Raw genomic sequence first — 24,372 nt, forward strand, 5'->3', positions numbered from 1 at the left:
CTGCCGTTTGCATCCTGTCCCCGGCAGATCGACCGGCATCTCGCCGGTCTCCAGGTCCGGTACTGCTTCCCTAGGTGTCCCGGACATGGATTCGGTAGAGCCTCATGCTCTCTCGTCCTGGATTCCAAGCTACTGGGCCACCCCTTCCGCCGCCAGCCCATCCAAGGGATGGAGCGATGGCGGCTGCCGCTCACGCCTCGCTCAGCAGTCCCAGGCTTTTACCCTTTAGTACGGCTTGCGTTCTGCTCTTCACACCCAGCTTGGCGAACAGGTTGTGCAGGTGCCACTTGATGGTGGCTTCCGACAGGTGCACCGCCTGCGCGATATCGCGGTTCGACAAGCCCGCCGCCACCAGCCGCAGGATTTCCCGTTCGCGATGGCTAACATCCTGATTTTCATCGAAACTTTCCGGGTCCACGGAGAGCTTCCGGCACTGCTCGCGGAGCAGGTCGGCCAGCCCCTGCCAGGCCGCGGCACGCTTGGGCTCCGCTTCCCTCCAGCTTTCCCACATCGGCAACAGCCACAACGCGTCGTCCTGGAACAGCCGGCGGTAGCCGAGATTCCAGGCTTCCTCGAGCGTGGCGAGGAACAGGCCGATGGCTTTTTCGCTGTTACCTTTCTGCCAATACGCCACAGAAAGTAACAAGGACAAACGCAGCCGCCGATCCCTCTGGTAAGCGGAAGAGTAGCCGGCCAGACAGCTTTCCAGCTTGCTCTGCGCGCGTTCCGCGTGACGCTCGGACAATGCCAGCCGAGCCTCCGCCAGGACCAGGGCGGTCTGTGCGTCGGCATGCCGCTCGCCGGAGAGCCCGGCAAGATGCCGCTCCAGTTGCAGGCAGACCCGTTCGGCTTCGTTCGGACGGCGCAGCCACAGCAGGAACTGCACCTTGCAGCTCATGGCGTGAGCATAGACACGCTCGTAGCCGGGCGAGAGCAGACCGCTCAGCCATTCGTCGAGTTGCGCCAGCCCCTGCTCGGCGGCGCCGGAGAAGAAGCGCGCCTTGGCCATGACCAACTGGCCGCGACTGAGCAGTTCCACCGGCGTCGCGACATCCCGCCAGACCGTCGCCAGCGGTAGTTCGGCGAGCACGCCGGCATGCCGGTCCTGCTCGTAGAGCAGGTCGGCATAGGCCAGCGACAAGGGTCCGCCGACCCGGCTGCGCCGGCCGAATACCTGCTCGACCCGGTTGCGCGCCGACTCGGCGATCGCCCTGCCCCGCTCCAGGTCGCCACTCTCCTTGCAGATCAGGGATTCGATCAGGCTGGTCACCACCTGCAGGTACTCGCTGTCGGCGACTTTCAGGTCCTCCCGCGCGGAACCGATGGCGCCGGCGGCCTCGGCGTAGTCGCCGAGCAGCGCATGCGCCGAAGCCTGCACGCAGAGCAGGCTGGCGCGGAACACCGGCTGGTTGCTCGGGACCATGGACAGCCAGTGACGGGCGACCTTCAGGCAGGCTTCGAGCTTGTCCTGGTAGAGCAACACCAGGGCCTTGAGCACCTGGGCGGCGGCGAGCAACTCGCCGAGCCCGAAGTGCATGACCTTGCCGCGCCCCTGCAAGAGGCGGTGGCTGACCTCCTCGATCAACGCCTCGGCCTCGGCGAAGCGTTGCTCGAACGCCAGTTGCCAGGCGTAGAAGATCTGGAACACCGGATGCTCGCGGATCACCTCGGCGGGAATGCCGTTGAGCATGCCGAGGATGCCGTACACCCGGTTACCGGCGATCAGGCGCGCGCCCTGGCGCTCCAGCAACTCGGCGGCGAACAGGTAGTCGCGGGCGCGAAGGGCGTACTTGATCGCCCGGTCGGCCAGGTCGCGCCCCTCGCACCAGCGCGCCGCCGCATGCAGCAACGGGGTCGGATCGGCATGCCGGGACAGCCGCCCCTGGAGGAACTCGGCGAACAGATGGTGGTAGCGGAACCATTCGCGCTGGTCGTCCAGGGCGATGACGAACAACTGCTCGTTCTGCAGGCGCATGAGCATGTCCAGGCCGTCGCGACGCCCGGTCAGCGCATTGCACAGTTCCGCATTGAACTCATCGAGCACCGAGGTCTGGTCGAGGAACAGCTGCAGGTCGGCGGGCAGGCTGGCCAGCACGTCTTCCGCCAGGTAGTCGGCGATGTTCCGTTCGGTCCCGGAGAGCCCGCGGAGGAAACCTTCCCGGTCGGTATTGCGACTGAGGGCCAGGGCCGCCAGGTGCAACGCCGTGATCCAGCCTTCGGTGCGCTTGAACAGCAGCTTCAGCTCGCGTTCGCCCAGCTCCAGCCCCTTGAGGTCGAGGAGAAACGCATCGCTCTCCTCGCGCGATAGCCGCAGGTCTTCCGCGCTCAGGCAGAAGGTCCAGGGCTTGAGGGTCGGCTCGTCGACCAGGAAGCGCGGGCGGAAGCGGGTCGAGGCCACCACCCGCACGTGATCGGGCAGGTTCTCGATCAGGTAGCGAACCCCATGCGGCAAGGCGGCGTGGCGGATGCGGTGGAAATCGTCGAGGAACAGGTACAAGGGGCCTTCCAGGCGACGCAGGTCGGCGAGGAAGGCATCCAGGATGCCCTCCAGCGGCACCGCGACGTCGGTGCCGAGCAGATTGGCGGTATTGCCGCCGAATGCCGGGACCACTCGCTGGATGCTCGCCAGCAGGTACTGGATCAGACGCTGCGGTTCGCTGTCGGTCTCGTCGCAGGACAACCATGCCACCGCCGCGCCCTGCTCCAGCAGGCGCAGGCGCAACTGGCAGAGGATGGTGCTCTTGCCGAAGCCGGCCGGCGCGCTGAGCACCATCGCGCGTCGCCCGCGGGCCTCGTACAGGCGGTCGATCAGCGCCTGGCGGGGCAGCAGCGGCAGCCCTCCGGCGCCTGGCGGGAACAGCTTGGTCTGCAACAGCGGAATGGTGCTGGCGGGAACACCGTCGCGATGGCCCATGGTCAGAGCAGGCTCAGCTCGCGGGCTCGCCGGATCGCCTGGGTGCGATTGCGCACCTTGAGCTTTTCGTAGATGTTGTGCAGATGCCATTTGACGGTCCCCAGGGCCAGCGACAGGCGCTGGCCGATTTCTTCGTTGGATAGGCCCTGTGCGGCCAGGCAGACCACTTCGCGCTCGCGCTCCGTCAGGCCTTCCTCGAGCGCATCCTGGGGCTTGCGCACGCCCTGCCCGGGCCAGATGCCGAGCAGGCCGCGAATGAAGGTCTGTAGCGCCGGCTGGCGCTCGGTGGATTCGAGTTGCTGGAGCAACTGGCGAATGCCGTCGCCTTCCTCGATGAAGAGGCTGCGCACCCCTTCCCGTTCGGCATTGATCAGGCATTCGCCGAGCAGGCTGTTGGCCCGTTCCTGGTAGCCCAGGCGCTGATAGCTGAGCGCCGCCAGGATATCCAGGCGCAGGCGCTGCAGGCCGTGCCAGCCGGGCTGCAAGGTGCCGCGCAACTGAGTGATCTCGTGCAGCGCCTCGCTGAAATGTCCTCGCCCCTGCAACAGGCGCACGCGGCTCACGCCCAGCGACCAGTTGACCGGGTTGAAGGCCATGTTGCGGTAGTGTGCCGCCATCTTGTTCCAGTCCACGCTCTTCAACCGCTGCTCGGCGCGCTTCAGGCGGTCGGGGCCGCTGTCCTGGAGGATCAGGTTGATCTCTTCGGCCATGGCCTGGGCGAAGAAGCGCCACGACTGATTGCGCGAGGCCAGGGCCTGCATCGCCGCCAGGCTGGCCAGCGCCTCCTTCGGCCGTCCCAGCAGGCGCTGGGTGCGCGCCAGGCAGATCTGCCCCTGGGCATAGAAATCGATCGGATTGATCACATCCACATGCCCGAGCGCCCAGCCCAGGCGCTCTTCCAGCCCGTCCAGCTCGATCCTGTAGTAGGCGGTCAGGGCCTCGGTGATGGTCGGCAGCGCCAGCGCGCTCCTGGACTTCTCGAACAGCGGCCGGGCGCGCTGGCGGAGCCGCTCGATGAGCAGTTGCGCCTGTTTCACCTGGCCCTGCTCGAGTGCGAGGATCACCTCGACGTTGGCCAGTTGCATGTCCAGGTAGCGCCCTTCGAGGAAATGATTGCGCTGCTGCGCCAGCCCCAGCAGGCGCCGCGCCTGGTCGCCCTGGCCACGGACCACCTGGGCCAGCGCGGCAGTGATCAACACCGCCACTTCGAGGAAGGCAGCGTTCTGCCCGAGCTGGACTTCGACCCGGCGAGCCAGGGCGATGCACAGTTCCAGATCGTCCTTCTGCAATGCCACCACCGCCTTCACCGCCAGCGCGGAGAGGTACTGGTCGCCCATCGGCCCGTCGCCGCGGCTCTCCCCCCAGCGCGCCAGCAGTTCGTCGATGATCCGGTTGGCCTCGCCCAGGCTGAGGTCGCTGGCCCGCGACCAGACATCGGTAAGGACCAGGATCGGATAGCGCTCGGCGATTTCGTCCGGCACATGCTTGCGCCAACGGTAGATCAGGCTGAGCTGGCCGCGGTTGATCAATTCCAGTCCGCATCCGTCGACCAGCGCGGCGATCATCTCCGGGTCTTCCGCCGCACAGGCATGCTCGATGGCGAACGTCGGCATGTGGTGGTTGGTGAACCACAGGCTGGCGTTGAAATGCAGTTGCTTGAAACGGTCCGGATCGGAGTCGCGCAGGCGGTTGCGGAGGAAATCGGCGAACAGCAGGTGGAAGCGATACCACTGGCGTTCGCGATCCAGCGGCAGGAGGAACAATTGCATGGACTCCAGGCGCTCCAGCAGCGCCTGGCCGTCCTGGCGCCCGGTCAGGGCGTTGGCCAGGTCGCCGCTCAATTGGCTGGCAACGCCAAGGGCCAGCAGCGCTTCCTGCAGGTCGCCAGGCAAGCGTTCGAAGACCGCCGCCAGCAGATAGGCGCTGACCGCCTGCTTGTCGCCGTCGAGCAGGGCCATTTCCTGCACCTGCGGTTGCTGGCGCAGCCACAGGCTGACGAGATGCACGCCCACCACCCAGCCTTCGGTCTGGCCATAGAGCGCCTTCAGGCAGGGCTCGTCCAGATAGAGACCGCTGCGCTCGAGGTATTCGCGGGTTTCCTCGAAGCCGAGGCGCAGCTCCTCGAGGCCGATTTCCAGCAACAGCCCCTTGGCCCGCCAGGTAGCCAGGCTCAGCGCCGGCTGCGAACGCGTGCCCAGGGCCAGGACCAGCCCGGGCGGCGCGTACTGCACCAGGCGGTTGAGGCCGGTGAAGATGTCCGGGTTGCTAACCAGGTGCAGGTCGTCGAGCACCAGCAGCAACGGCCGCGCATAGCGATCGAGATCGCCGAGCAGGCTTTCGATCACCGCCACCACCGGGACCCGCATGGTGTTCTGCAGGTAGGTCTGGGCGTCGTCGCCAAGCTGCGGCACGGCTTCGCCCAGCGCCTCGATCAGCTGCCGGCAGAAACGGGCGGGGTCGTCGTCTTCTTCGGCCAGCGACAGCCAGGCCACCGCCTGGTCTGCTACAGTGCGCTCCCTGGCCAGGGCGGCGAGCGCGCAGGTCTTGCCGAAGCCGGCAGGTGCGGAAAACATCAGAACGCGTGAATGGGGATTGCGATCCAGCAGGTTGCGGATCGCGGGGCGAAGAGAATATTCGGCTGGCACCTGAGGCGGCACTATTCTGGAGCGCGAAAGGCTGCCGGCTGCTGGATCCTGTACTGCATCCACGGCCTGTATCCCTGTGTCATTATCATTGTGGTACGGAGCCAAATCTCCGTGGGATATTTCCATAATTAGCAGATCACCCTTCTTACGTAAACTGAAGAAATGGCTCTAGGATCGACGATTCCGGCGAACTAGAATTCCTGACTGTCCCACTACCCCCACTTTCCATGCCCAGTTGTCATGTTCACCCCCTGCCCTACCATAGCGACCCAAGCTGTCTCTTTGCCATCATCCATGAGGCGCCCGGTGCGGTGATGCTCGATTCGGGTCGCCCCATCGCTACCCGTGGACGCTATGACCTTATGAGCGCCTGGCCATTGGCAGAACTGGCGCCGCTGCCCGACGAATCGGCCAACCGCTTCTTCGCCCGCCTACGCGAAGCGGCCGGAAGCCTGGGCCCCGCGCAGCTGCCAGCGCCGTACGAACTGCCCTTCGCCGGCGGTCTGCTGGGCTATTTATCCTACGACCTGGGTCGGCGCATCGAGCGCATCGGCGAACACGCCCGCGATGACCTGGGCCTGCCGCTGGCCTCCGTCGGCCTGTATGCCTGGGCGCTGATCAGCGACCACCAGGCCGGCACCAGCCAACTGGTATTCCACCCGCGATTGGACGAGCGCGAACGCCAGCGCCTGATCGCCCTGTTCAGCGAGGAAGCGCAAGGCACGGCCGGCAACTTCAAGCTTCTGGGAAAATTCCGACGGAGCATCAGCGCATCCGACTATCGGCAGGCGATCCGCCGCATCCAGGACTACATCCAGGCAGGCGACTGCTACCAGGTGAACTATAGCCAGCGCTTCCAGGCCGCTTGCAGCGGCTCGCCGTGGCCGGCCTATCGCGCCCTGCGCGAGGCCTGCCCGACGCCGTTCTCCGGCTACCTGCGACTGGCCGACGGCGCGATCCTCAGCCTGTCGCCGGAGCGCTTCCTCAAGCTCGGCAAGGGCAAGGTGGAAACCCGGCCGATCAAGGGCACCCGCCCGCGCGGCAAGACCCCCGAGGAGGACATGGCGCTGGCGGCGTCGCTGCTGGCCAGCCCCAAGGACCGCGCGGAAAACCTGATGATCGTCGACCTGCTGCGCAACGACATCGGACGCAGTTGCCAACCTGGCAGCGTACGGGTACCGGAGCTGTTTGCCCTGGAAAGCTATCCCAACGTGCATCACCTGGTGAGCAGCGTCACCGGCGAACTGGCGCCGGGCAAGGACGCCCTCGACCTGCTGGAAGGCAGCTTCCCCGGCGGCTCGATCACCGGCGCGCCGAAGATTCGCGCCATGCAGATCATCGACGAGCTGGAACCGAGCCGACGCGGCATCTACTGCGGCAGCCTGTTCTACCTCGACGTGCGCGGCGAGATGGACAGCTCGATCGCCATCCGCACCCTGCTGGTCAGGGACGGCCAGGTCAGTTGCTGGGGCGGCGGCGGCATCGTCGCCGACTCGCACTGGGAGGACGAGTACCAGGAAACCCTGGACAAGGTCCGGGTGCTGCTGGAAACCCTGGAAGGAATGGCCGGGACAGCGTCCCCGGAATAGAAAAGAGCCCGCGTTCCGCGGGCTCTTTCATCGGCGGCGCGGCTACAGGCTCAGCGAACGGCTGGAAGCCTTGAGGAACTCGCGCTTGAGGTCTTCGTAGGTATGCACCGCGGGGAACTGGGGAAACTCGCGGATCACGTTTTCCGGGGCATGGAACAGGATGCCGGCGTGGGCCTCGGAAAGCATGGTGGTGTCGTTGTAGGAATCGCCGGCGGCGATCACCCGATAGTAGAGGCTCTTGAAGGCGATCACCGACTGCCGCTTGGGATCCTTCTGGCGCAATTGATAGCCGACCACGCGGTCGCTGTCGTCGATCTCCAGCTTGTGGCACAACAGGGTCGGGAAGCCCAGCTGGCGCATCAGCGGCTGGGAGAACTCGTAGAAGGTGTCGGAGAGAATCACCACCTGGAAGCGCTCGCGCAGCCAGTCGACGAATTCCACCGCCCCCTCCAGCGGCTTCAGGGTAGCGATCACCTCCTGGATGTCGCCCAGCTTCAGACCATGTTCGTCGAGGATGCGCAGGCGCTGCTTCATCAGCACGTCGTAGTCCGGAATGTCCCGGGTGGTCGCCTTCAAGGCGTCGATACCGGTTTTTTCCGCGAACGCGATCCAGATTTCCGGAACCAGCACGCCTTCCAGGTCAAGACAGGCAATTTCCACAGGACTCTCCTCGAAATTCTCTGAACGATGGGGTGACGACGGACGCGGCACTCTAGCCCCTCGCCGAGGGCAAGGCAACGCCGGCTTATTCCTGGAATCAAGGTCGACAGGGGTAAATGGTTATTTAGGGCCATATGCCGCCCTTTGCTACCATTCCCGCCACAGAGCGCAACAGCGCCGCCCAGCACCAGGACCCCAGCCCGATGAGCCAGCCTTTCGACCTTCCCGCCCTCGCCTCCAGCCTTGCCGACAAATCCCCCCAGGACATCCTGAAAGCCGCCTTCGAGCACTTCGGCGACGAGCTGTGGATCTCCTTCAGCGGCGCCGAGGACGTCGTCCTGGTAGACATGGCCTGGAAGCTCAACCGCAACGTGAAGGTGTTCAGCCTCGACACCGGTCGCCTGCACCCGGAAACCTATCGTTTCATCGACCAGGTCCGCGAACACTACGGCATCGCCATCGACGTGCTTTCCCCCGACCCGCGCCTGCTCGAACCCCTGGTGAAGGAAAAGGGCCTGTTCAGCTTCTACCGGGACGGCCACGGCGAGTGCTGCGGCATCCGCAAGATCGAACCGCTCAAGCGCAAGCTCGCCGGCGTGCGCGCCTGGGCCACCGGCCAACGCCGCGACCAGAGCCCCGGCACGCGCAGCCAGGTGGCGGTGCTGGAAATCGACGGTGCCTTTTCCACGCCGGAAAAGCCGCTGTACAAATTCAACCCGCTGTCGTCCATGACCAGCGAGGAGGTCTGGGGCTATATCCGCATGCTCGAACTGCCCTACAACAGCCTGCACGAACGCGGCTATATCAGCATCGGCTGCGAACCCTGCACCCGTCCGGTGCTGCCCAACCAGCACGAGCGCGAGGGCCGCTGGTGGTGGGAGGAAGCCACCCACAAGGAGTGCGGGCTGCACGCCGGCAACCTGATCAGCAAGGCCTGAAACCGTCGATAGAGCGTATGCAATCGGGGTAAAGTGCGGGTCGAACCCCGAGCGGAGACCCAGCATGCGCATCACCATGGTCAAGAAAGTCCTCGCCAACGGCGAGGACTGCCGCAAGTGCAAGGAAGTCCGGCAACGCCTGGAACAAGGCGGCTACCTGCCGCGCATCCATCGCACCCTGGTGGCCGACGAACGCGACCCGAACAGCGCAGGCTGGATGGTCGCCGCCCAATATGGCGTAGAGACCGCGCCGTTCTTCGTGGTTCGCCACGACGACGGGCGCGAACAGGTCTACACCGTGTTCATGAGCTTCCTCCATGAAGTCCTCGAACCGCGAGCCGAGCAGTCCGCGGACGCTGATCGCGAAGCGCTGGCCAGGCTGGCCGGTCGCGACAATCTCGACATGCTCTGAGGGCCAGCCATGAAAAAGCCCGGCACCAGGCCGGGCTTTTTCATGGGCCGAGGCGATCAGTAGACCGGCAGTTCGATGCCGTCGAACAACTCGTCCAGCTCGGCCTTGTTGTGGCATTGCACGGCCTTGGCCAGCAGCTCGCGGGTCAGGTGCGGAGCGAATTTCTCGATGAAGTCGCACATGAAGCCGCGCAGGAAGGTGCCGCGGCGGAAGCCGATCTTGGTCACGCTGGACTCGAACAGGTGGCTGGCGTCGAGGATCACCAGGTCGTTGTCGAGCTTCGGATCGACCGCCATGTGCGCCACGATGCCGACCCCCAGGCCCAACCGCACGTAGGTCTTGATCACGTCGGCATCGGCCGCGGTGAATACCACCTTGGGCACCAGGCCGCGCTGGCTGAAGGCTTCGTCGAGCTTGGAGCGGCCGGTGAAGCCGAACACGTAGGTGACGATCGGCTGCTCGGCCAGGGCTTCCAGGGTCAGTTTCGGCAGCTTGGTCAGCGGATGCCCGTGGGGCACGATGACGCAGCGATTCCAGCGGTAGCAGGGCATCATGATCAGGTCGCCGAACAACTCCAGCGCCTCGGTGGCGATGGCGAAGTCGACGGTGCCGTCGGCGGCCATTTCGGCGATCTGCATCGGCGTGCCCTGGTGCATGTGCAGGGAGACGTCCGGGTACTGCTTGATGAAGCCGCTGATCACGTTGGGCAGCGCATAGCGCGCCTGGGTGTGGGTAGTGGCGATGGACAGCGTGCCCTTCTTCTCGTTGGAGAATTCCTGGGCGATCTGCTTGATGCTCTCGACCTTGCGCAGGATCTCGCCGGCGGTATGGATGATCCGCTCCCCCGCCGGCGTCACACGGGTCAGGTGCTTGCCGCTGCGAGCGAACACCTCGACGCCCAGTTCGTCCTCCAGCAGGCGGATCTGCTTGCTGATGCCCGGCTGCGAAGTATAGAGGCTCTGCGCCGTGGCGGAGACGTTGAGGTCGTGGTGCGCAACCTCCCAGATATAGCGCAATTGCTGAAGCTTCATGGAGATTCCTCGAAAAGGTTGTCGCGACCGGCGATCAAGAACCGAAGGTATATAACCATATTAATGGTTTGAGGAATAAAATTAGACGTTTTTTTTGATTTTGCACGCTTTTTCACCAGCCGACCGCTGGCCTACAGGTCGCGACTACGGTGCTGCAACATCGGCACCAGGTACACCGGTACCTCCGCCAGTTGCACCAGACGCGCGGCAGTCCGGCCCAGCGGCGTGTCGAGCTGGGTGCCGTGGCTATGGCTGCCGGCGACGATCAGGTCCACGGCCAGCTTTTCCGCCTCATCGAGGATCATCTGCGGCGGGTCGCCCTGCACCACCCGCACGCTCTTGACCAGCGCCGCATCCTGGGGCAACTCGCCGAGTTCATCGCGAAACCCTTCCAGGACCCGCTTCTCGATGCTTTCCATGACGTTGTCCAGCCCTTGCGCCCGCAGGTCCTGGAGACGCTCGGTGTCAAGGTAGGTCTGCAGGACCGACTCGGCGAACAGCCCGAGGGGCTCCACCACATGGACGACATAGAGCTCGGCGTTGTAGGCGCGGGTCAGCGACAGGGCGTGTTGCAGGACATAGGGAGCATAGAGCCCCAGATCGGTGGCGTAGAGAATCGAACGAATCATGCGGCCTCCTCGACAGCCTGCGCGGCGGGCCTCATTAGCAGATTAGCAGCAAGCATCCATTCTCCTAGCGTTCCCTGCTGTTTCGGGCTTTTTCCGGCCCGTTGGGGTAAATCCCTTTTCTCCCTGCGAGCGCGGCGCCGGCTGGTCGCCGCGCTCGGCCCTTCAGCGCGGTTGTGCTTCGAGGAAGCGCAACGCCTGGTACAGCGCCTCGACCCTGGGCATCCGGTAGCCCGCAGCAGCAGCGCGGGCCAGGGGCGCGGCATAGATCGCCGCCAGCTCCAATGGCCGCCCATGGGCGAAGTCGTGGTACATGCTCGGCCGATAGTCGGGCATCCGCTCGGTCGCCGCCAGCAGTTGGTCCGCATAGCCCTCAGGCAGGATGAAGCCGCAGGCGCCGGCAGCACCGATGACTTCCTCCATGATCGCCTCGATCAGCGACCGACTGTCCGCGTTGGCCATCAGCGGCGCGGTGCTGCTCTTCAGCAATACCGACAGCCCGTTGTAGGGGATGTTCCAGACCAGCTTCTGCCAGCGCGCCTGCTCCAGGTCGGGCATCGCCGTGGACTCCAGCCCGGACTCGCGGAACAGCGCGGCACCCTCCTCGACGATCTCGCGCCGGCGTCGCTCGTCGGCCGGTCCGGAATGATAGCCGAGATTCACTCCGCCGTAGGCCTGGTGCTCGATCACGCCCGGTTCGCCGCGATGCACACAGATGAAGCAGAGGCCGCCCAGCAGATGCAGGCTTTCCGGCAGCAGCGGCCGCAGCCGCTCCTCCACGCCCAGACCGTTCTGCAGCAGCAGAACCTTGGCTCCCGGCGCCGCCGCTGCGCGGATCAGGGGTGCCAGTTCGTGATTGCCGGTGGTCTTGGCGCCCACCAGCAACCAGTCGCAGGGCGGCATGTCCTGCGCCGAATGGTAGGCCTGGACCGGCGCCAGGCGCCGGAAGCCATGCACCGCACTATTCAGGCTGAGTCCGGCGCGATTGACCGCCTCGAACTCGCTGCGCAGGAGAAAATGCACGTCGTGACCGGCATGCGCCAGCATCAATCCATAGAAGCCGCCGATGGCTCCCGTACCGATGACGCCGATCCGTTGCTGCTTTGAATCCATCAGGGCAACTCCTCAGGTAAAGCGGTCGACCCCGCCAGCACCGCACCCCGCAAGGCTTCCTGGTGCAGCGGAACGTTCAGTGCGCCATGGAAGCGGCCGTCGCGGACCATGAACAGGGCCGGCAGGTGAAAGACGCCGTAGCGTTCCACCAGGCCGCCATTGCGGCCGGCGTCCACCCAGCACAGGCGCTCGATGGGCAGGTCCATCGCGGGGAGATGGCGCCGGGCCCAGCGGCACGACGCGCAGCCTTCGCTGGTGAATACCAACAGCGAAACCCCTTCCAGGGCAAGCAACTGCCGGTCGGCGTCCAGATCGGTGAGTTCCAGGGACGGCACGCTGCTGACCTCGATAGAAAGGAAGAAATGGGGCCCGACCATCATCCGTAGGCTTCGGCTCCTGCGATAGCGCTGGCGCCCTCCTCGGCCAGCGGATACGCGCAAGGCGCGCCCCTCCGCAGCACCTGCACAATATCGTCCGCGGCGGCCTCACCTGCAACTCCGCTGGCAGCCTTGGCCCGGAGCAACGAAGAAAACGTGCGCAGAGCGGGGAAAACACCGGCGAACCGCGTCCCGCCCATTGTCTAGGCCCGGCCCGACACGTTAAGGTTCGTCTCCCCGTTTGCGAACTTCATGCCTGCGCCCTTTCGCAGGGGGCCTCCCGGCGGCCGGCGCCCGTGACCTGATTGAGTACCACGATGGCTGATTTACAGATCGACGACCTTAACGTTGCCTCCAACGAGACCCTGATCACGCCGGAGCAGCTCAAGCGTGAAATTCCCCTGACCGACAAGGCCCTGCAGACCGTGGCCCATGGTCGCCAGGTGGTGCGCGACATCCTGGATGGCAAGGACCACCGTCTGTTCGTGGTGATCGGCCCCTGCTCCATCCACGACATCAAGGCCGCCCACGAATACGCCGACCGCCTCAAGGCGCTCGCGGCCGAAGTGGCGGATACGCTGTTCCTGGTGATGCGCGTGTACTTCGAGAAGCCGCGTACCACGGTGGGCTGGAAAGGCCTGATCAACGATCCGTACCTGGACGACTCGTTCAAGATCCAGGATGGCCTGCACATCGGTCGCCAACTGCTCCGCGACCTCGCCGAGAAAGGCTTGCCCACCGCCACCGAAGCGCTCGACCCGATTTCCCCGCAGTACCTGCAGGACCTGATCAGCTGGTCGGCGATCGGCGCCCGTACCACCGAATCGCAGACCCACCGCGAGATGGCCTCCGGCCTGTCTTCCGCGGTCGGCTTCAAGAACGGCACCGATGGCAGCCTGACCGTGGCGATCAATGCCCTGCAGTCGGTCTCCAGCCCGCATCGCTTCCTCGGCATCAACCAGCAGGGCGGCGTATCCATCGTCACCACCAAGGGCAACCGCTATGGTCACGTGGTGTTGCGCGGCGGCAACGGCAAGCCGAACTACGATTCGGTCAGCGTCGCGCTCTGCGAGCAGGACCTGAACAAGGCGAAAATCCCGCTGAACATCATGGTCGACTGCAGCCACGCCAACTCCAACAAGGACCCGGCCCTGCAACCGCTGGTGATGGACAACGTCAGCAACCAGATCGTCGAAGGCAACAACTCGATCGTCGGCCTGATGGTGGAAAGCCACCTGGGCTGGGGCAGCCAGCCGATTCCGAAGGATCTCGACCAACTTCAGTACGGCGTCTCCATCACCGATGCATGCATCGACTGGGCGACCACCGAGAAGAGCATCCGCAGCATGCACGCCAAGCTCAAGGACGTGCTGCCGAAACGCCAGCGCGGCTGAGCGAGGCGGAAACGAAAACGCCGGGCTGATGCCCGGCGTTTTTCATTGCGCACCTGCTCAGGCGGCCGGATCGGCCTGACGCTGGCGACGCTCGATGTAACGCTCCACGTAGGAGCAGGACGGGATCACGCTGTAGCCCATGCGGTCGGCGTACTGCAGGGCGTGTTCGGTCAGCGCGGCGGCGATACCGCGACCCCGCAGCGAATCCGGTACGAAGGTCCGGTAGATGTCCAGCGTCTGCTTGCCCAGGTCCATATACGCCAGATAGGCACGATGGCCATCCACCGTCGTCTCGAACTGATGGCCGCCCACGTCATGATGGATGGACAGGGACTCGCTCACTTTGGATCTCCTCAACGGGTTCGTAACCCGACCCGCGCCTGATTGATAGGGTTCCTCGCGAGGATGCCCCCGCGTACCGGCCTTCAGCAGGCCGCCGGATAACTTCGTCCGTTCTCGTCCCGGCGGCTGAGCGCGCCTGGCGGACATCCTCGAAACGGGTTACCTGCACCGCATGCAAGGCCGGACTAACGATAGGGCCCATATTGCTGTCTTCCCCGGCCAGACTCAACCGTTTCTTCTGCCAGGAACGCGCAGGCGTCACTGGAGCCCTGCTCGGGAGGCCCGCGCAAGCACAATCGCGCATGACCCGCGGGTCAGCCAAAGCGCTTTACGCCGACGACGCCCATCAGTAAGGTCTGCGCCACTCCACCAAAAGGAATCCTGCCATGAGCGAGTTGATCAGCTACCAGTTCGAAGACGGCATCGCCACCCTGACCCTCAACAACGGCAAGGTGAACGCCATCTCCCCGGCGGTGATCGACGCCTTCAACCAGGCTCTCGACCAGGCCCTGCAGGACAAGGCCGTGGTCATCGTCACCGGCCAGCCGGGCATCCTCTCCGGTGGCTACGACCTGAAGGTCATGACCTCCGGCCCGGAGAATGCCGTCAACCTGGTCGCCGCCGGCTCGACCCTGGCTCGCCGCCTGCTCTCCCATCCCTATCCGGTGATCGTCGCCTGCCCCGGGCACGCGGTAGCCAAGGGCGCCTTCCTGCTGCTCTCGGCCGACTACCGGATCGGCGTCGACGGGCCGTTCCAGATCGGCCTGAACGAAGTCGCCATCGGCATGACCATGCACCATGTCGGCATCGAACTGGCCCGTGATCGCCTGCGCAAGTCGGCGTTCACCCGCTCGGTCATCAATGCCGAGATGTTCAGTCCGGCCGCTGCGGTGGATGCCGGCTTCCTCGACACCCTGGTCAGCGCCGACCAGTTGCAGGAAAGCGCGCGTGCAGCGGCCCAGCAGTTGAAGAAACTCAACATGACCGCGCATCGCAATACCAAGCTCAAGGTGCGCAAGGCACTGCTGGAAACCCTCGACCAGGCGATCGAGCTGGACAAGAAGCACCTGGGCTAAGGCCCGCGCCAGCGAAAGCCCGGTTGGTACCGGGCTTTTTTGCGCCCAATAATTACTTATTACGCAAAGGTAACTCTCCCTAACTGCTATTTTTAAAAAATTATTACGGATTATCCTGGTGACATTCCCAAGGAAAACCGGAGGTCATCATGAAACGCAACGTCTTCGCCGCCATTCTCCTCGGCATGGCTACCACCCTCGCAGTGCAAGCCAGCTTCGCCGACGAATCCAGCCTGATGGAAAACCGCATGGTCCAACTGAACCAGCACGCCATCGAGCAGGCCCAGCAGCAACAGGCCACGGCGCCAACCGCGAGCGACACCGATGCGCAGGGTTGAACGCCGCCTGCCAGGAACGTTTTTCTTTTCCCCGCAACCCTGAAAAGCCCGGCTCACGCCGGGCTTCTCGTTCAGGCCAGCTTTTCCTCGGCCGCCACGCCCTTGCGATAGACCTCGTAGAGAATCACCGGGATCTCCAGGTCGCCCAGGTGGCGAACCACCAGCGGCTTGACCTCGGACCAGTCCAGCCCGCCCACTCCCGTCGCCACGCAGGGCAGAGCCAGGCTGCTCACCCCTTCGCTGCGCACATAGCGGGCCAGCTCGCGCAGGGCATGGCCGACATCCTCCAGGCTCGCCTTGCCCGGCTTGGCGCTGCGACCGCTGTGCAGCATGCCCTGGGTGATCAGGTTGACGATGCACTGGGTCTTGCCCTGCTCGTCGACCCCGGCCCAGACCCAGATGCCGCCCGGCTCGGGCGCCCTGGCATGGGCGGCATGCCGGTAGTCGCGAACCATCGACGGCCAGCGTTCGCGCAAGGCGAGGGCCAGGCCGCTGTCGAAATGGTCCTGGGGCGCGATGCCGTGGGCGATCACCTGGGCCCCGGAAAGCAGAATGTCACCTTCAACTTCACGAATCATGAGCGTTTCCTTCTTGGCTTCGGGACAGGCGCTTCGTGCGCCGCCCTGCATCTTTCACCGTACGCCTTGCCCGCCGGCGCCAGTTGATGCGTATCAAAGACGGCCGGTCCCATCCGCTACGGGCCGACTAGACTGCATGCGAGGGAACCTTGGAGGCGCCTCGCCTCTCCATTGGATTCCAGCCTCGTGCCGTCTCATCCATGACAAGGAAACAACCGCCATGCCGAAATGGATTGCACTTTGCCTGATCCCGCTGTTGGCAAGCTGCGCCACCTGCCGCCAGGACAGCGACAGGGAAAAACTGCTGTACGAGAACGACATGCTTCAGGCGAAACTGATCATCGTCGCCAACGACCGCGATCGCCTGCCGCTGGCCCAGGCCCTGCTGGAGCGCGCGGCGCGCGACGACCGCAGCGGCGAGGCGGACTTCTACCAGGCCGTGCTGATCGCTCGCCGCGACGGCCAGGCCAGCGATTGCGAGCGCATCACCCGCCTCCTCGAACGTTCCGCCGAGCGACGCTACCCGCTGGCCAACGCGATGCTCTACAAGATCTACGCCGAGCCCTTCCTGTTGCCGCGCGCCGACATTCCCAAGGCCGAGACCTATCGCCAGGCCTACGCCGAGCTGCCGGTCGCGCGCAGCGGCTACCCCTCCTTCGAGCGAGCCCGGCAGGTGGTCGATCGCCTGCTCGCGCCGACTTCGTCCTGATCCATCGGGCCCGAACCCGGGCCCCGCAACCCGTACCGGTCGTTCGGCCAAAGCATCATTTCTGTCGATAGTTAATAGCGCGACAATTCGTTATCCAATCGAATTCTTCTCCGCGATCCTATGCCCATCCGAGGTATCGATCACGGAAGCCGCCATGAAACGTCGCAGCCCACGCCATTACGCCCGCAACACCGCCCTGGCCACCCTGGGTCTGTACGCCATCCTCATGCTGGTCGTGTTGAGCCTCGTCGCCGGCGCCGAAAGCGCCAGGAACGCCACACCGGACAACGACACCGCCACGACCTTCTCCAACCAGATCGGCCAGGCCCTGCCAGGCCTGCTCTCGGGGTTGAACAGTCGACGCGCCGGTTGAACGCCGGCTTCTTTCCCGGGAAACAGCATGAGAAGGCAAACACGGAAATTCTGGATCGTCGCCGCCCTGGCGATATTGACCAATGGCTACTCGCTACTCGGCCTCGCCCAAGGCTCGGCAGGCGCACTGGCGCGCACCATCGAATGCAACCAGGCGATGGTCCGCGCGCTGGCGGCCAACCTGGCGCTGAAGCTGCAGAGCGGCACCCCGCCGGCACGCCCGCAGCGCTGGATCCCGGAGCGCTTCATCCTCGACTGCCCGGCCTGAAACGAAAACGCCGCCAACCCCGGGAGGCTGGCGGCGCTCGCATGGCGCGGGGCCGGCTCAGGCGCCGGTCGGCTGGCGCGCGACGAAACGCATCATCCATTCGGCGACGACGGTGCCCTGGTGGTCCCCCGCCAGGCTATCGACCCCCTTGCGATAGAGTTCCTCGCCCAGGTGCTGCTGGCGCAGTTCGAGCAGTTCGCGGGAGTAGTCGTGGACGAACTCGGGATGCCCCTGGAAGCACAGCACCTGGTCGCCGATGGCGTAGGCGGCATAGGGACAGAAGTCGCTGGAAGCGATCACCCGCGCGTTTTCCGGCAGCCGGGTGACCTGGTCCTGGTGGCTGATCAACAGGGTCAGGTCCGGCAGCGCCGGGCTCATCCAGTCGGCCCGTTCGTTCAACTGGTACTGGTGGATGCCCATGCCCCAGCCCTGGCTGGCGCGCTCGGCCTTGCCACCGAGCAGCAGGGCCAGCAACTGGTGGCCGAAACACACGCCGAGGAGCTTGTCGCCGCGCTCGTAGCGGTCCAGGAGGAAGGTCTTCAGGGTCTGGATCCACGGGTCGGGACCGAAGGAGTCGGCCTTGCTGCCGGTCACCAGGTAGGCGTCGAAGCGCTCGTCGTCCGCCGGATAGCGCCCCTCCACCACGTTGTAGATGACGAATTCGGCGGCGATCGGTTGCTTGGCGAACAGTTGCTGGAACATCCGGCCGTAGCCTTCGTAGCGCTCGATCAGCTCGGGACGAAGGATATCGGTTTCCAGGATACAGATGCGGAGCGACATAAAGACTCTCTGAAGAAGTGGGGTTATTGTCGTTTTCGTTTGATTTAATTAACACAGGAGCGCGGGCAAGGGAACCGCCGCCCTGCCCTCGAAAGGAATATCCGGACGATTCGCCAAAAAACAAGCAGCCGGCAGAAAGATTCCCGAGACGCCCAGCCGTAAAGAAATCTGCACAGGAGACGGAAGGACTCCCCATGCCCGGAACCGCCACGTAAACTGGCGGTTTTCCCGCGAGGCACACGCCATGTTGCTCAAGGCAGTACGTAACGGACTGGGTCAGGCGATTATCCTCGCCGACTTCGTCAGCCGCCCCCGCAAGCTGCAGCGCAGCGCCGAGGCCCAGGCCGAGGTCGAGCGGGCGCTGCGGAACCTGTCGCTCTACCAGTTCCGCGCCTGTCCGTTCTGCGTGAAGACACGCCGCGCCATGCACCGGCTGAACCTGCCGATGCAACTCAAGGACGCCATGAACGATCCGCAGGCCCGCCAGGCTTTGCTGGAAGGCGGCGGGAAGGTCAAGGTGCCGTGTCTGCGCATCGAGGAAAACGGCCAGGTGCGCTGGATGTACGAATCCAGCGAGATCATCGCCTATCTGGAAGGTCGTTTCGCCAACGCCTGAGCGGCCGATCAACGGCCCCCGGCCGCGTCCAGGGGCAGCCGGTGGATCAGGAAACGCGCCGGCACCTCGCCCTCGCGCCCCGGCAACAGGCGGTGGCGAATGCGGGACTCGCTGACATAGGCGCAACCCTGTCCGGTGACGATCAGGTTGACCGGCGACTCCAGGCCGTCGCGTATCACTTCGATGCCGCGCCGCCCTGGAGCGAGCGGCTCGGCGATCCGCAGCACCTTGCCGGCGCCGCTGCGGATGGCGTTCTCCAGCACGATCAGCGAGCCGTCCGGAGCCAGCGCCATGCCGTCCGGATTCTCCAGCGTTCGGGGCAGCTCCATCTCGCGCAGCCGCGGACGCGAGGCGACCCCTTCGACGACATGGATCGCCCCGCTACCGAAGTTGCCGACCAGCAGGGTGTCGTCGTCCACCCGGACGATGCCCGCCGCGCCCAGGCCGCCGGGGCCGGCCAGGCGGCTGTCGCGCAGCAACACCTGGAACGCCGGTTCCCCGGGCCGCAACCGCATCAGGCTGCCATCCCGGGTTTCGCTCAGGTAGACCGTTCCGTCCGGCGCCACCGCGAGATCGTTGCCCATCCCGTCGCCGGGCAGGGTCAGATATCGGCGCACGGCACCGGTCGCGAGATCCAGGGCGAACACCCCATGCGGCCGGCGCCGGCCAGCGGGTAGGAAGTCCGGCGAATTGCCCCAGAGCAGGCCACGCGGCTCGTCCAGCCGCAGCGCGGTGGCAGCGAAGATCGCCAGGCTGCCGGCGAAGAAGGTTTCCCACTCGCCCCCGGGAGGCTTGCGCAGGATGCGCCCGCTGGTGACCAGGCCGACGTACAGCGTTCCATCGGCGGCATGGGCGATGCCGTTGGGATACCGGGCCCCCGCTGGCAGGAGGATGCTCGTCGCGGCGCAGGACGGCTCGCGCTCGCCCGGCGCACGGGCGAAAACCGGCAAGACGGTCGCCGATACCATGGATACCAGCAGCAACACGGAAGCCTGTCGTCTCATCATGCTTTCTCCGTCGATGTGCGCCCTACCAGCGCGGGGTCCGGGCGCGCACCGTGAGCGGCGCCTCCAGCGTGGCGCACTCCTCTTCGGCGAGGTCCAGCGTCAGCGCCGCGAGGGCATCCTCGAGGTGATGCGGCCTGGACAGGCCGACGATCGGCGCGGCGACACCGTTCCGGCCAAGCAGCCAGGCCAGGGCGAGTTGCGCCGGTGGAAGCCCGCGGGCAGCGGCGAGTTTCTCCAACGCGCCGAGGGTCGACTCGACTTCCTCCCTGCCGCCGTACCAGCGCGGGGCCTGTTCGTCCGTCCGGGTCCGCAGCGTGCCGGCGCTTCGCGCTCCGGCCAGCAGCCCACGCGCCAGCGGCGACCAGGGCGTCAACGCGATCCCCTCTTCCCGGCACAGCGGCACGAGGTCCTCCTCGTCCTCGCGAACGATCAGGTTGTACTGGCTCTGCATCGAGATGAATTGCGCCAGGCCGTGGTGGCGCTGGAAGGCGAGCATCTTCATGAAGCGCCAGGCCGGCATCGACGAGGCGCCGAGGTAACGGACCTTGCCGGCACGCACCAGGCTGTCGAGGGTTTCGCAGGTTTCCTCGATCGGGGTTTCCGGATCGAAGCGATGGATCACGAAGAGATCCAGGTAGTCCGTACCCAACCGCCGCAGCGAGGCATCCACGCTGGCAAGCAGATGCTTGCGCGACAAGCCGCAGGCGTTGGGCCTGTCGCTCATGGGAAAGAACGCCTTGGTGGCGATTACCAGGTCCTCGCGCTGCGCGAAGTCCCTGAGCGCGCGTCCGAGGATTCGCTCACTCTCGCCGGTGGAATAGATATCGGCACTGTCGAAGAAGTCGATCCCGGCTTCCAGCGCCTCGCGAATGAACGGACGCGCCCGTTCCTCGTCCAGCACCCATGGACGCCACGCCGGATCGCCATAGGTCATGCACCCCAGGCAGAGTCGGGAGACTTTCAGGCCGCTGTTGCCAAGACGGACATGCTGCATCGTACGACCTCGTCGGAAGGCTCTGAAAAGAGCGGTTTCCCCGGCCCCACCCTGTTCATGAGCCAGGTTTCCCGACGATGCTATATTGCTGCCGAATAGCTAACTATCCTGGAAAAATCTCTTTCACTGATCGAATTATTTTAATAATCCAATGAAAAAGCCCGATCTCGCCGGTCTCGCCGCCTTCGTCGCCATCGCTCGCGAACGCAGTTTCCGCCGCGCCGCCGCCACCCTCGGCGTAACCCCGCCGACGCTCAGCCACACCCTGCGCGAACTGGAAACCCAGCTCGGTATCCGCCTGCTCAACCGCACCACTCGCAACGTCTCGCCGACCGAGGCCGGCGAGCACCTGCTGGCACACCTGGACCCGGCGTTCGAAGACATCGCCGCCGCGCTGGACAGCCTTAACCGCTTTCGCGAAACGCCTCACGGCCTGGTACGAATCAACGCACCGCGAAACGCCATCGGTCTCGTCCTCGCGCCACGTTTCGGCGAACTGGCCCGCGACTATCCCGGCATCACCCTGGAAGTGTTGGCGGACGAGGGTTTCGCCAATATCGTCGAAGCCGGTTTCGACGCCGGCATCCGCCTCGGCGAAGACCTCCAGCACGGCATGCGCGCCGTGCGGGTCGGCCCGGACCTGCGCTTGGCCATCGTCGCGACCCCGGCCTACTTCCGACGGCAAGGCAGGCCGGGTAGCCCGGAGGAATTGCTCGGCCACCGTTGCATCGGCTGGCGCAAGGTGTCTTCCGGAGAGCTGTACAAATGGCAATTCAGCAAGGGTGCGAAAACGCTTTCGGTGGCCGTGAGCGGACCGCTGGTCCTCGACGACCCGCGCCTGATGCTACAGGCGGCGCTGGCCGATGTCGGGATTGCCTTCGCCATCGAGGAGGAAGTCGCCGAGCACCTCGCCGCCGGCCGCCTGGAACGGGTCCTGGCGGATTGGTGCGCCCCCTTTCCCGGTTTCCATCTCTATTATCCGAACCGCCGCAACCACCCGGCGGCGTTGAGCGCCGTGATCGACCTGCTGCGCTACCCCGGCGAGGAACACCCAGGTCCCGCGTAGGCACATCGGCGGAAGCGCCCGTGGCGGCCTGGAGGCAAGCATGGAGGCTGGCCTGTATCGACGCACGGCGTAGGGCGGATAACCGCATCGCGGTTATCTCGGTATATCGGCGGATAGCGCCTGTGGCGCTATTCGCCCTACCAATGGCGGCTGGAGGCAAGGGCCTGTACCGCCGCGCGGCGTAGGGCGCATAACCGCATCGCGGTTATCCGCCGAACCTCGGCATATCGGCGGATAGCGCCCATGGCGCTATTCGCCCTACCCGTGGCGGCCTGGCTGGCAAGAACCAGGGGATACCGGGGTGGCGTCATCCGCCGCGGTACGCAACCACGAGAAAGCCGGCCCGAAGGCCGGCTCTCCATGCGACGCCAGGACTCAGAACAGCTCGCCCTTCGCCGCCTTCTCCAGCAACAGCGCCGGCGGCTCGAAGCGCTCGCCGTACTGTTCGACCAGGTATTGGGCGCGGGCGATGAAGTCCTTCAGGCCGTACTGGTTGATGAACTGCAAGGCGCCCCCGCTCCAGGCGGCGAAACCGATACCGAAGATCGAGCCGATGTTCGCGTCGGCGGTGGAGTGCAATACCCCCTCCTCCACGCAACGCACGGTCTCGATAGCCTGGATGAACAGCAGGCGGTCGCGTACGTCCTCGGCGGATATTTGCGCATCGGGCTTCTCGAAGCGGCTCTTGAGTTCCGCCCAGAGATGTTTCCTGCCGTTCGCCGGGTAGTCGTAGAAGCCGGCGCCTGCCGCCTTGCCCGGGCGCTTGTACTCATTGACCATCAGGTCGATCACGGCGAACGCGGGGTGCGTCGGCAGAGCCTTGCCCTCGGCCTCGAGGTCGCGGGCGGTCTGGTTGCGGATGTGGGTCATCAGGCTCAGCGAGACTTCGTCGGAAATCGCCAGCGGCCCCACCGGCATACCGGCCTGGCGCGCCTGGTTGTCGATCATCGCGGCGCTCACGCCTTCGCCGAGCATGGCGATGCCTTCGTTGGTGAAGGTGCCGAATACCCGCGAGGTGAAGAAGCCGCGGCTGTCGTTGACCACGATCGGCGTTTTCTTGATCTGCAGCACGTAGTCGAAACCGCGTGCCAGGGTTTCGTCGCTGGTCTTTTCGCCACGGATGATCTCCACCAGCGGCATCTTGTCCACCGGGCTGAAGAAGTGCAGGCCGATGAACTTCTCCGGCCGCGCCACCGCCTGGGCCAGACCGGTGATCGGCAGGGTCGAGGTATTGGACGCCACCACCGCATCGGCCAGGGCATGTTTCTCGGCCTCGGCGGTGACCTTGCCTTTCAGCGCGCGGTCCTCGAAGACCGCCTCGATGATCAGGTCGCAGCCTTCGAAGTCGGCTTCGCTGACGCTCGGCACGATCCGCGCGAGGAAGGCGTCGCGCTTCTCGGCGGACAGGTGCCCGCGCGCAACCTTCTTGTCCAGCAGCCTGGCCGAATAAGCCTTGCCCTTCTCCGCCGCTTCCAGCGAGACGTCCTTGAGCACCACCTCGATGCCGGCCGCCGCCGATACGTAGGCGATGCCCGCGCCCATCATCCCGGCGCCGAGCACGCCGACCTTTTTCGTCGCCCGCACCGGATACCCCTGCGGCCGCGACTTGCCGGCGTTGATCTCGTTGAGCTGGAACCAGAAGGTGCCGATCATGTTCTTCGCCACCTGGCCGGTGGTCAGCTCGGTGAAATAGCGCGCCTCGATCAGTTGCGCGGTGTCGAAATCGACCTGGGCGCCCTCCACCGCCGCGCACATGATCTTCTCGGGCGCCGGGAAGCAACCCTTGGTCTTGTCGCGCAGCACCGACGGTGCGATGGCCAGCATCTGCGCCACGTTGGGACTGGCAGGCGTACCGCCGGGAATCTTGTAGCCGGCGCTGTCCCAGGGCTGCTTCGCCGCCGGGTTGGCGAGGATCCAGGCGCGGGCCTTCTCCAGCATTTCCTCGGGGCTGTCGGCCAGTTCGTGGATCAGCCCGGCCTTGAGCGCTTCCGCCGGACGCACCTTCTTGCCTTCGGCGAGGTACGGCAGGGCTTTCTCCAGGCCAAGCAGGCGCACCATACGTACCACCCCGCCGCCGCCCGGCAACAGGCCGAGAGTCACCTCCGGCAGGCCGAGCTGCACGCCGGGATTGTCCAGGGCGATGCGGTGGTGGCAGGCCAGGCAGATCTCCCAGCCGCCGCCCAGCGCAGCGCCGTTGATCGCGGCGACCACCGGCTTGCCGAGGGTCTCCAGGCGCCGCAGTTGCCCCTTGAGTTCGAGGATGCCCTGGTAGAAGGCCGGGGCGTCGGCCTTGGTGACCTTGATCAGCTCGTTGAGATCGCCGCCGGCGAAGAAGGTCTTCTTCGCCGAGGTCAGCACCACGCCGGCGATCCCCTCTTTCTCCGCCTCCAGCCGCGCGATGGTCTTCGCCATCGCCTCGCGGTAGACACCATTCATGGTGTTGGCGCTCTGCCCGGGCATGTCCATGGTCAGGACGACGACGTTGTCCTGGCCTTTTTCGTAACGGATAGCGTCAGTCATTCCGGTT

Annotated in this window: 24 protein-coding genes; 11 read left to right on the top strand and 13 right to left on the bottom strand. The window is 65.3% G+C overall.

Annotation, left to right across the window (positions count from 1 at the left end):
* Positions 1 to 190: 190 nt before the first annotated feature.
* Positions 191 to 2,914, bottom strand: a complete 2,724-nt coding sequence (locus tag ACYAF3_RS28065) for a winged helix-turn-helix domain-containing protein (protein ID WP_003087788.1) — start codon at positions 2,912 to 2,914, stop codon at positions 191 to 193.
* A gap of 2 nt (positions 2,915 to 2,916) precedes the next feature.
* Positions 2,917 to 5,622 (bottom strand): winged helix-turn-helix domain-containing protein, encoded by a 2,706-nt coding sequence (locus tag ACYAF3_RS28070; protein ID WP_003120314.1) that lies wholly within the window; start codon positions 5,620 to 5,622, stop codon positions 2,917 to 2,919.
* Between the two features lie 164 nt (positions 5,623 to 5,786).
* Here ACYAF3_RS28070 and pabB point away from each other — a divergent pair, with 164 nt between their 5' ends.
* Positions 5,787 to 7,148, top strand: a complete 1,362-nt coding sequence (gene pabB / locus ACYAF3_RS28075; RefSeq protein WP_009314634.1) for an aminodeoxychorismate synthase component I — start codon at positions 5,787 to 5,789, stop codon at positions 7,146 to 7,148.
* A gap of 42 nt (positions 7,149 to 7,190) precedes the next feature.
* Here the strand turns inward: pabB and thrH are convergent, their stop codons facing one another.
* Entirely contained in the window at positions 7,191 to 7,808 is a 618-nt protein-coding gene (gene thrH, locus ACYAF3_RS28080) for a bifunctional phosphoserine phosphatase/homoserine phosphotransferase ThrH (protein WP_003098078.1), read from the bottom strand.
* Between the two features lie 203 nt (positions 7,809 to 8,011).
* Between thrH and ACYAF3_RS28085 the strand changes: the two genes are divergently transcribed.
* Complete coding sequence (locus ACYAF3_RS28085) at positions 8,012 to 8,746, top strand: phosphoadenylyl-sulfate reductase (protein ID WP_003087779.1); 735 nt, start codon at positions 8,012 to 8,014, stop codon at positions 8,744 to 8,746.
* A 64-nt stretch (positions 8,747 to 8,810) separates the two neighbouring features.
* The gene (locus tag ACYAF3_RS28090) at positions 8,811 to 9,158 is read left to right on the top strand and encodes a hypothetical protein (RefSeq protein WP_003098081.1); all 348 of its coding nucleotides are present in this window, start codon (positions 8,811 to 8,813) and stop codon (positions 9,156 to 9,158) included.
* Between the two features lie 56 nt (positions 9,159 to 9,214).
* Here ACYAF3_RS28090 and cysB read toward each other — a convergent pair whose 3' ends face one another.
* The 4 genes from cysB to ACYAF3_RS28110 all read right to left on the bottom strand — a co-directional run bounded on the left by cysB (position 9,215) and on the right by ACYAF3_RS28110 (position 12,305).
* Positions 9,215 to 10,189 carry an HTH-type transcriptional regulator CysB gene (cysB, locus tag ACYAF3_RS28095; protein ID WP_003087775.1) on the bottom strand — a complete coding sequence of 325 codons (975 nt, stop codon included), beginning with the start codon at positions 10,187 to 10,189 and terminating at the stop codon, positions 9,215 to 9,217.
* A gap of 131 nt (positions 10,190 to 10,320) precedes the next feature.
* Entirely contained in the window at positions 10,321 to 10,818 is a 498-nt protein-coding gene (locus ACYAF3_RS28100; protein ID WP_003087770.1) for a universal stress protein, read from the bottom strand.
* A gap of 162 nt (positions 10,819 to 10,980) precedes the next feature.
* On the bottom strand, positions 10,981 to 11,928 hold the full coding sequence (locus ACYAF3_RS28105) for a putative 2-dehydropantoate 2-reductase (protein WP_003117707.1): 948 nt from the start codon (positions 11,926 to 11,928) through the stop codon (positions 10,981 to 10,983).
* Complete coding sequence (locus tag ACYAF3_RS28110) at positions 11,928 to 12,305, bottom strand: thioredoxin family protein (protein ID WP_003120319.1); 378 nt, start codon at positions 12,303 to 12,305, stop codon at positions 11,928 to 11,930. The genes ACYAF3_RS28105 and ACYAF3_RS28110 overlap by 1 nt, the downstream gene beginning before the upstream one ends.
* 317 nt (positions 12,306 to 12,622) lie before the next feature.
* Here ACYAF3_RS28110 and ACYAF3_RS28115 point away from each other — a divergent pair, with 317 nt between their 5' ends.
* Positions 12,623 to 13,699 (top strand): 3-deoxy-7-phosphoheptulonate synthase, encoded by a 1,077-nt coding sequence (locus ACYAF3_RS28115; protein WP_003087765.1) that lies wholly within the window; start codon positions 12,623 to 12,625, stop codon positions 13,697 to 13,699.
* Positions 13,700 to 13,756: 57 nt separating this feature from the next.
* Here ACYAF3_RS28115 and ACYAF3_RS28120 read toward each other — a convergent pair whose 3' ends face one another.
* A complete protein-coding gene (locus tag ACYAF3_RS28120; RefSeq protein WP_003087762.1) occupies positions 13,757 to 14,041 on the bottom strand; it encodes a GNAT family N-acetyltransferase in 285 nt (94 codons plus the stop codon).
* Positions 14,042 to 14,427: 386 nt separating this feature from the next.
* Between ACYAF3_RS28120 and ACYAF3_RS28125 the strand changes: the two genes are divergently transcribed.
* Positions 14,428 to 15,117 (top strand): crotonase/enoyl-CoA hydratase family protein, encoded by a 690-nt coding sequence (locus ACYAF3_RS28125; RefSeq protein ID WP_003087759.1) that lies wholly within the window; start codon positions 14,428 to 14,430, stop codon positions 15,115 to 15,117.
* Positions 15,118 to 15,266: 149 nt separating this feature from the next.
* Positions 15,267 to 15,455 (top strand): hypothetical protein, encoded by a 189-nt coding sequence (locus ACYAF3_RS28130; protein ID WP_003087758.1) that lies wholly within the window; start codon positions 15,267 to 15,269, stop codon positions 15,453 to 15,455.
* Between the two features lie 71 nt (positions 15,456 to 15,526).
* On the opposite strand, the gene ACYAF3_RS28135 is transcribed toward ACYAF3_RS28130, so the two are convergent.
* Entirely contained in the window at positions 15,527 to 16,033 is a 507-nt protein-coding gene (locus ACYAF3_RS28135; RefSeq protein WP_003087757.1) for a macro domain-containing protein, read from the bottom strand.
* 220 nt (positions 16,034 to 16,253) lie between these two features.
* Between ACYAF3_RS28135 and ACYAF3_RS28140 the strand changes: the two genes are divergently transcribed.
* The 3 genes from ACYAF3_RS28140 to ACYAF3_RS28150 all read left to right on the top strand — a co-directional run bounded on the left by ACYAF3_RS28140 (position 16,254) and on the right by ACYAF3_RS28150 (position 17,382).
* A complete protein-coding gene (locus ACYAF3_RS28140; protein ID WP_003087756.1) occupies positions 16,254 to 16,742 on the top strand; it encodes a hypothetical protein in 489 nt (162 codons plus the stop codon).
* A gap of 154 nt (positions 16,743 to 16,896) precedes the next feature.
* Positions 16,897 to 17,115, top strand: coding sequence for a hypothetical protein (locus tag ACYAF3_RS28145; RefSeq protein ID WP_003098091.1), 219 nt, complete (start codon positions 16,897 to 16,899; stop codon positions 17,113 to 17,115).
* A 27-nt stretch (positions 17,116 to 17,142) separates the two neighbouring features.
* Positions 17,143 to 17,382: a hypothetical protein gene (locus tag ACYAF3_RS28150; protein ID WP_003087754.1), complete on the top strand. Its 240-nt coding sequence runs from the start codon at positions 17,143 to 17,145 to the stop codon at positions 17,380 to 17,382.
* A 57-nt stretch (positions 17,383 to 17,439) separates the two neighbouring features.
* Here ACYAF3_RS28150 and ACYAF3_RS28155 read toward each other — a convergent pair whose 3' ends face one another.
* Positions 17,440 to 18,162 carry an amidotransferase gene (locus ACYAF3_RS28155; RefSeq protein WP_003098093.1) on the bottom strand — a complete coding sequence of 241 codons (723 nt, stop codon included), beginning with the start codon at positions 18,160 to 18,162 and terminating at the stop codon, positions 17,440 to 17,442.
* A gap of 244 nt (positions 18,163 to 18,406) precedes the next feature.
* Here ACYAF3_RS28155 and ACYAF3_RS28160 point away from each other — a divergent pair, with 244 nt between their 5' ends.
* A complete protein-coding gene (locus tag ACYAF3_RS28160; RefSeq protein ID WP_003087752.1) occupies positions 18,407 to 18,778 on the top strand; it encodes a glutaredoxin family protein in 372 nt (123 codons plus the stop codon).
* Positions 18,779 to 18,786: 8 nt separating this feature from the next.
* Here the strand turns inward: ACYAF3_RS28160 and ACYAF3_RS28165 are convergent, their stop codons facing one another.
* On the bottom strand, positions 18,787 to 19,785 hold the full coding sequence (locus tag ACYAF3_RS28165) for a Vgb family protein (protein ID WP_105579202.1): 999 nt from the start codon (positions 19,783 to 19,785) through the stop codon (positions 18,787 to 18,789).
* A gap of 22 nt (positions 19,786 to 19,807) precedes the next feature.
* A complete protein-coding gene (locus tag ACYAF3_RS28170; protein ID WP_003117709.1) occupies positions 19,808 to 20,779 on the bottom strand; it encodes an aldo/keto reductase in 972 nt (323 codons plus the stop codon).
* A gap of 151 nt (positions 20,780 to 20,930) precedes the next feature.
* Between ACYAF3_RS28170 and ACYAF3_RS28175 the strand changes: the two genes are divergently transcribed.
* Positions 20,931 to 21,845 (top strand): LysR family transcriptional regulator, encoded by a 915-nt coding sequence (locus tag ACYAF3_RS28175; RefSeq protein WP_105579203.1) that lies wholly within the window; start codon positions 20,931 to 20,933, stop codon positions 21,843 to 21,845.
* Between the two features lie 375 nt (positions 21,846 to 22,220).
* On the opposite strand, the gene ACYAF3_RS28180 is transcribed toward ACYAF3_RS28175, so the two are convergent.
* Positions 22,221 to 24,365: a 3-hydroxyacyl-CoA dehydrogenase NAD-binding domain-containing protein gene (locus ACYAF3_RS28180; protein ID WP_003140029.1), complete on the bottom strand. Its 2,145-nt coding sequence runs from the start codon at positions 24,363 to 24,365 to the stop codon at positions 22,221 to 22,223.
* Positions 24,366 to 24,372 lie beyond the last annotated feature (7 nt).

This window comes from Pseudomonas sp. TZ252, from assembly GCF_056110345.1.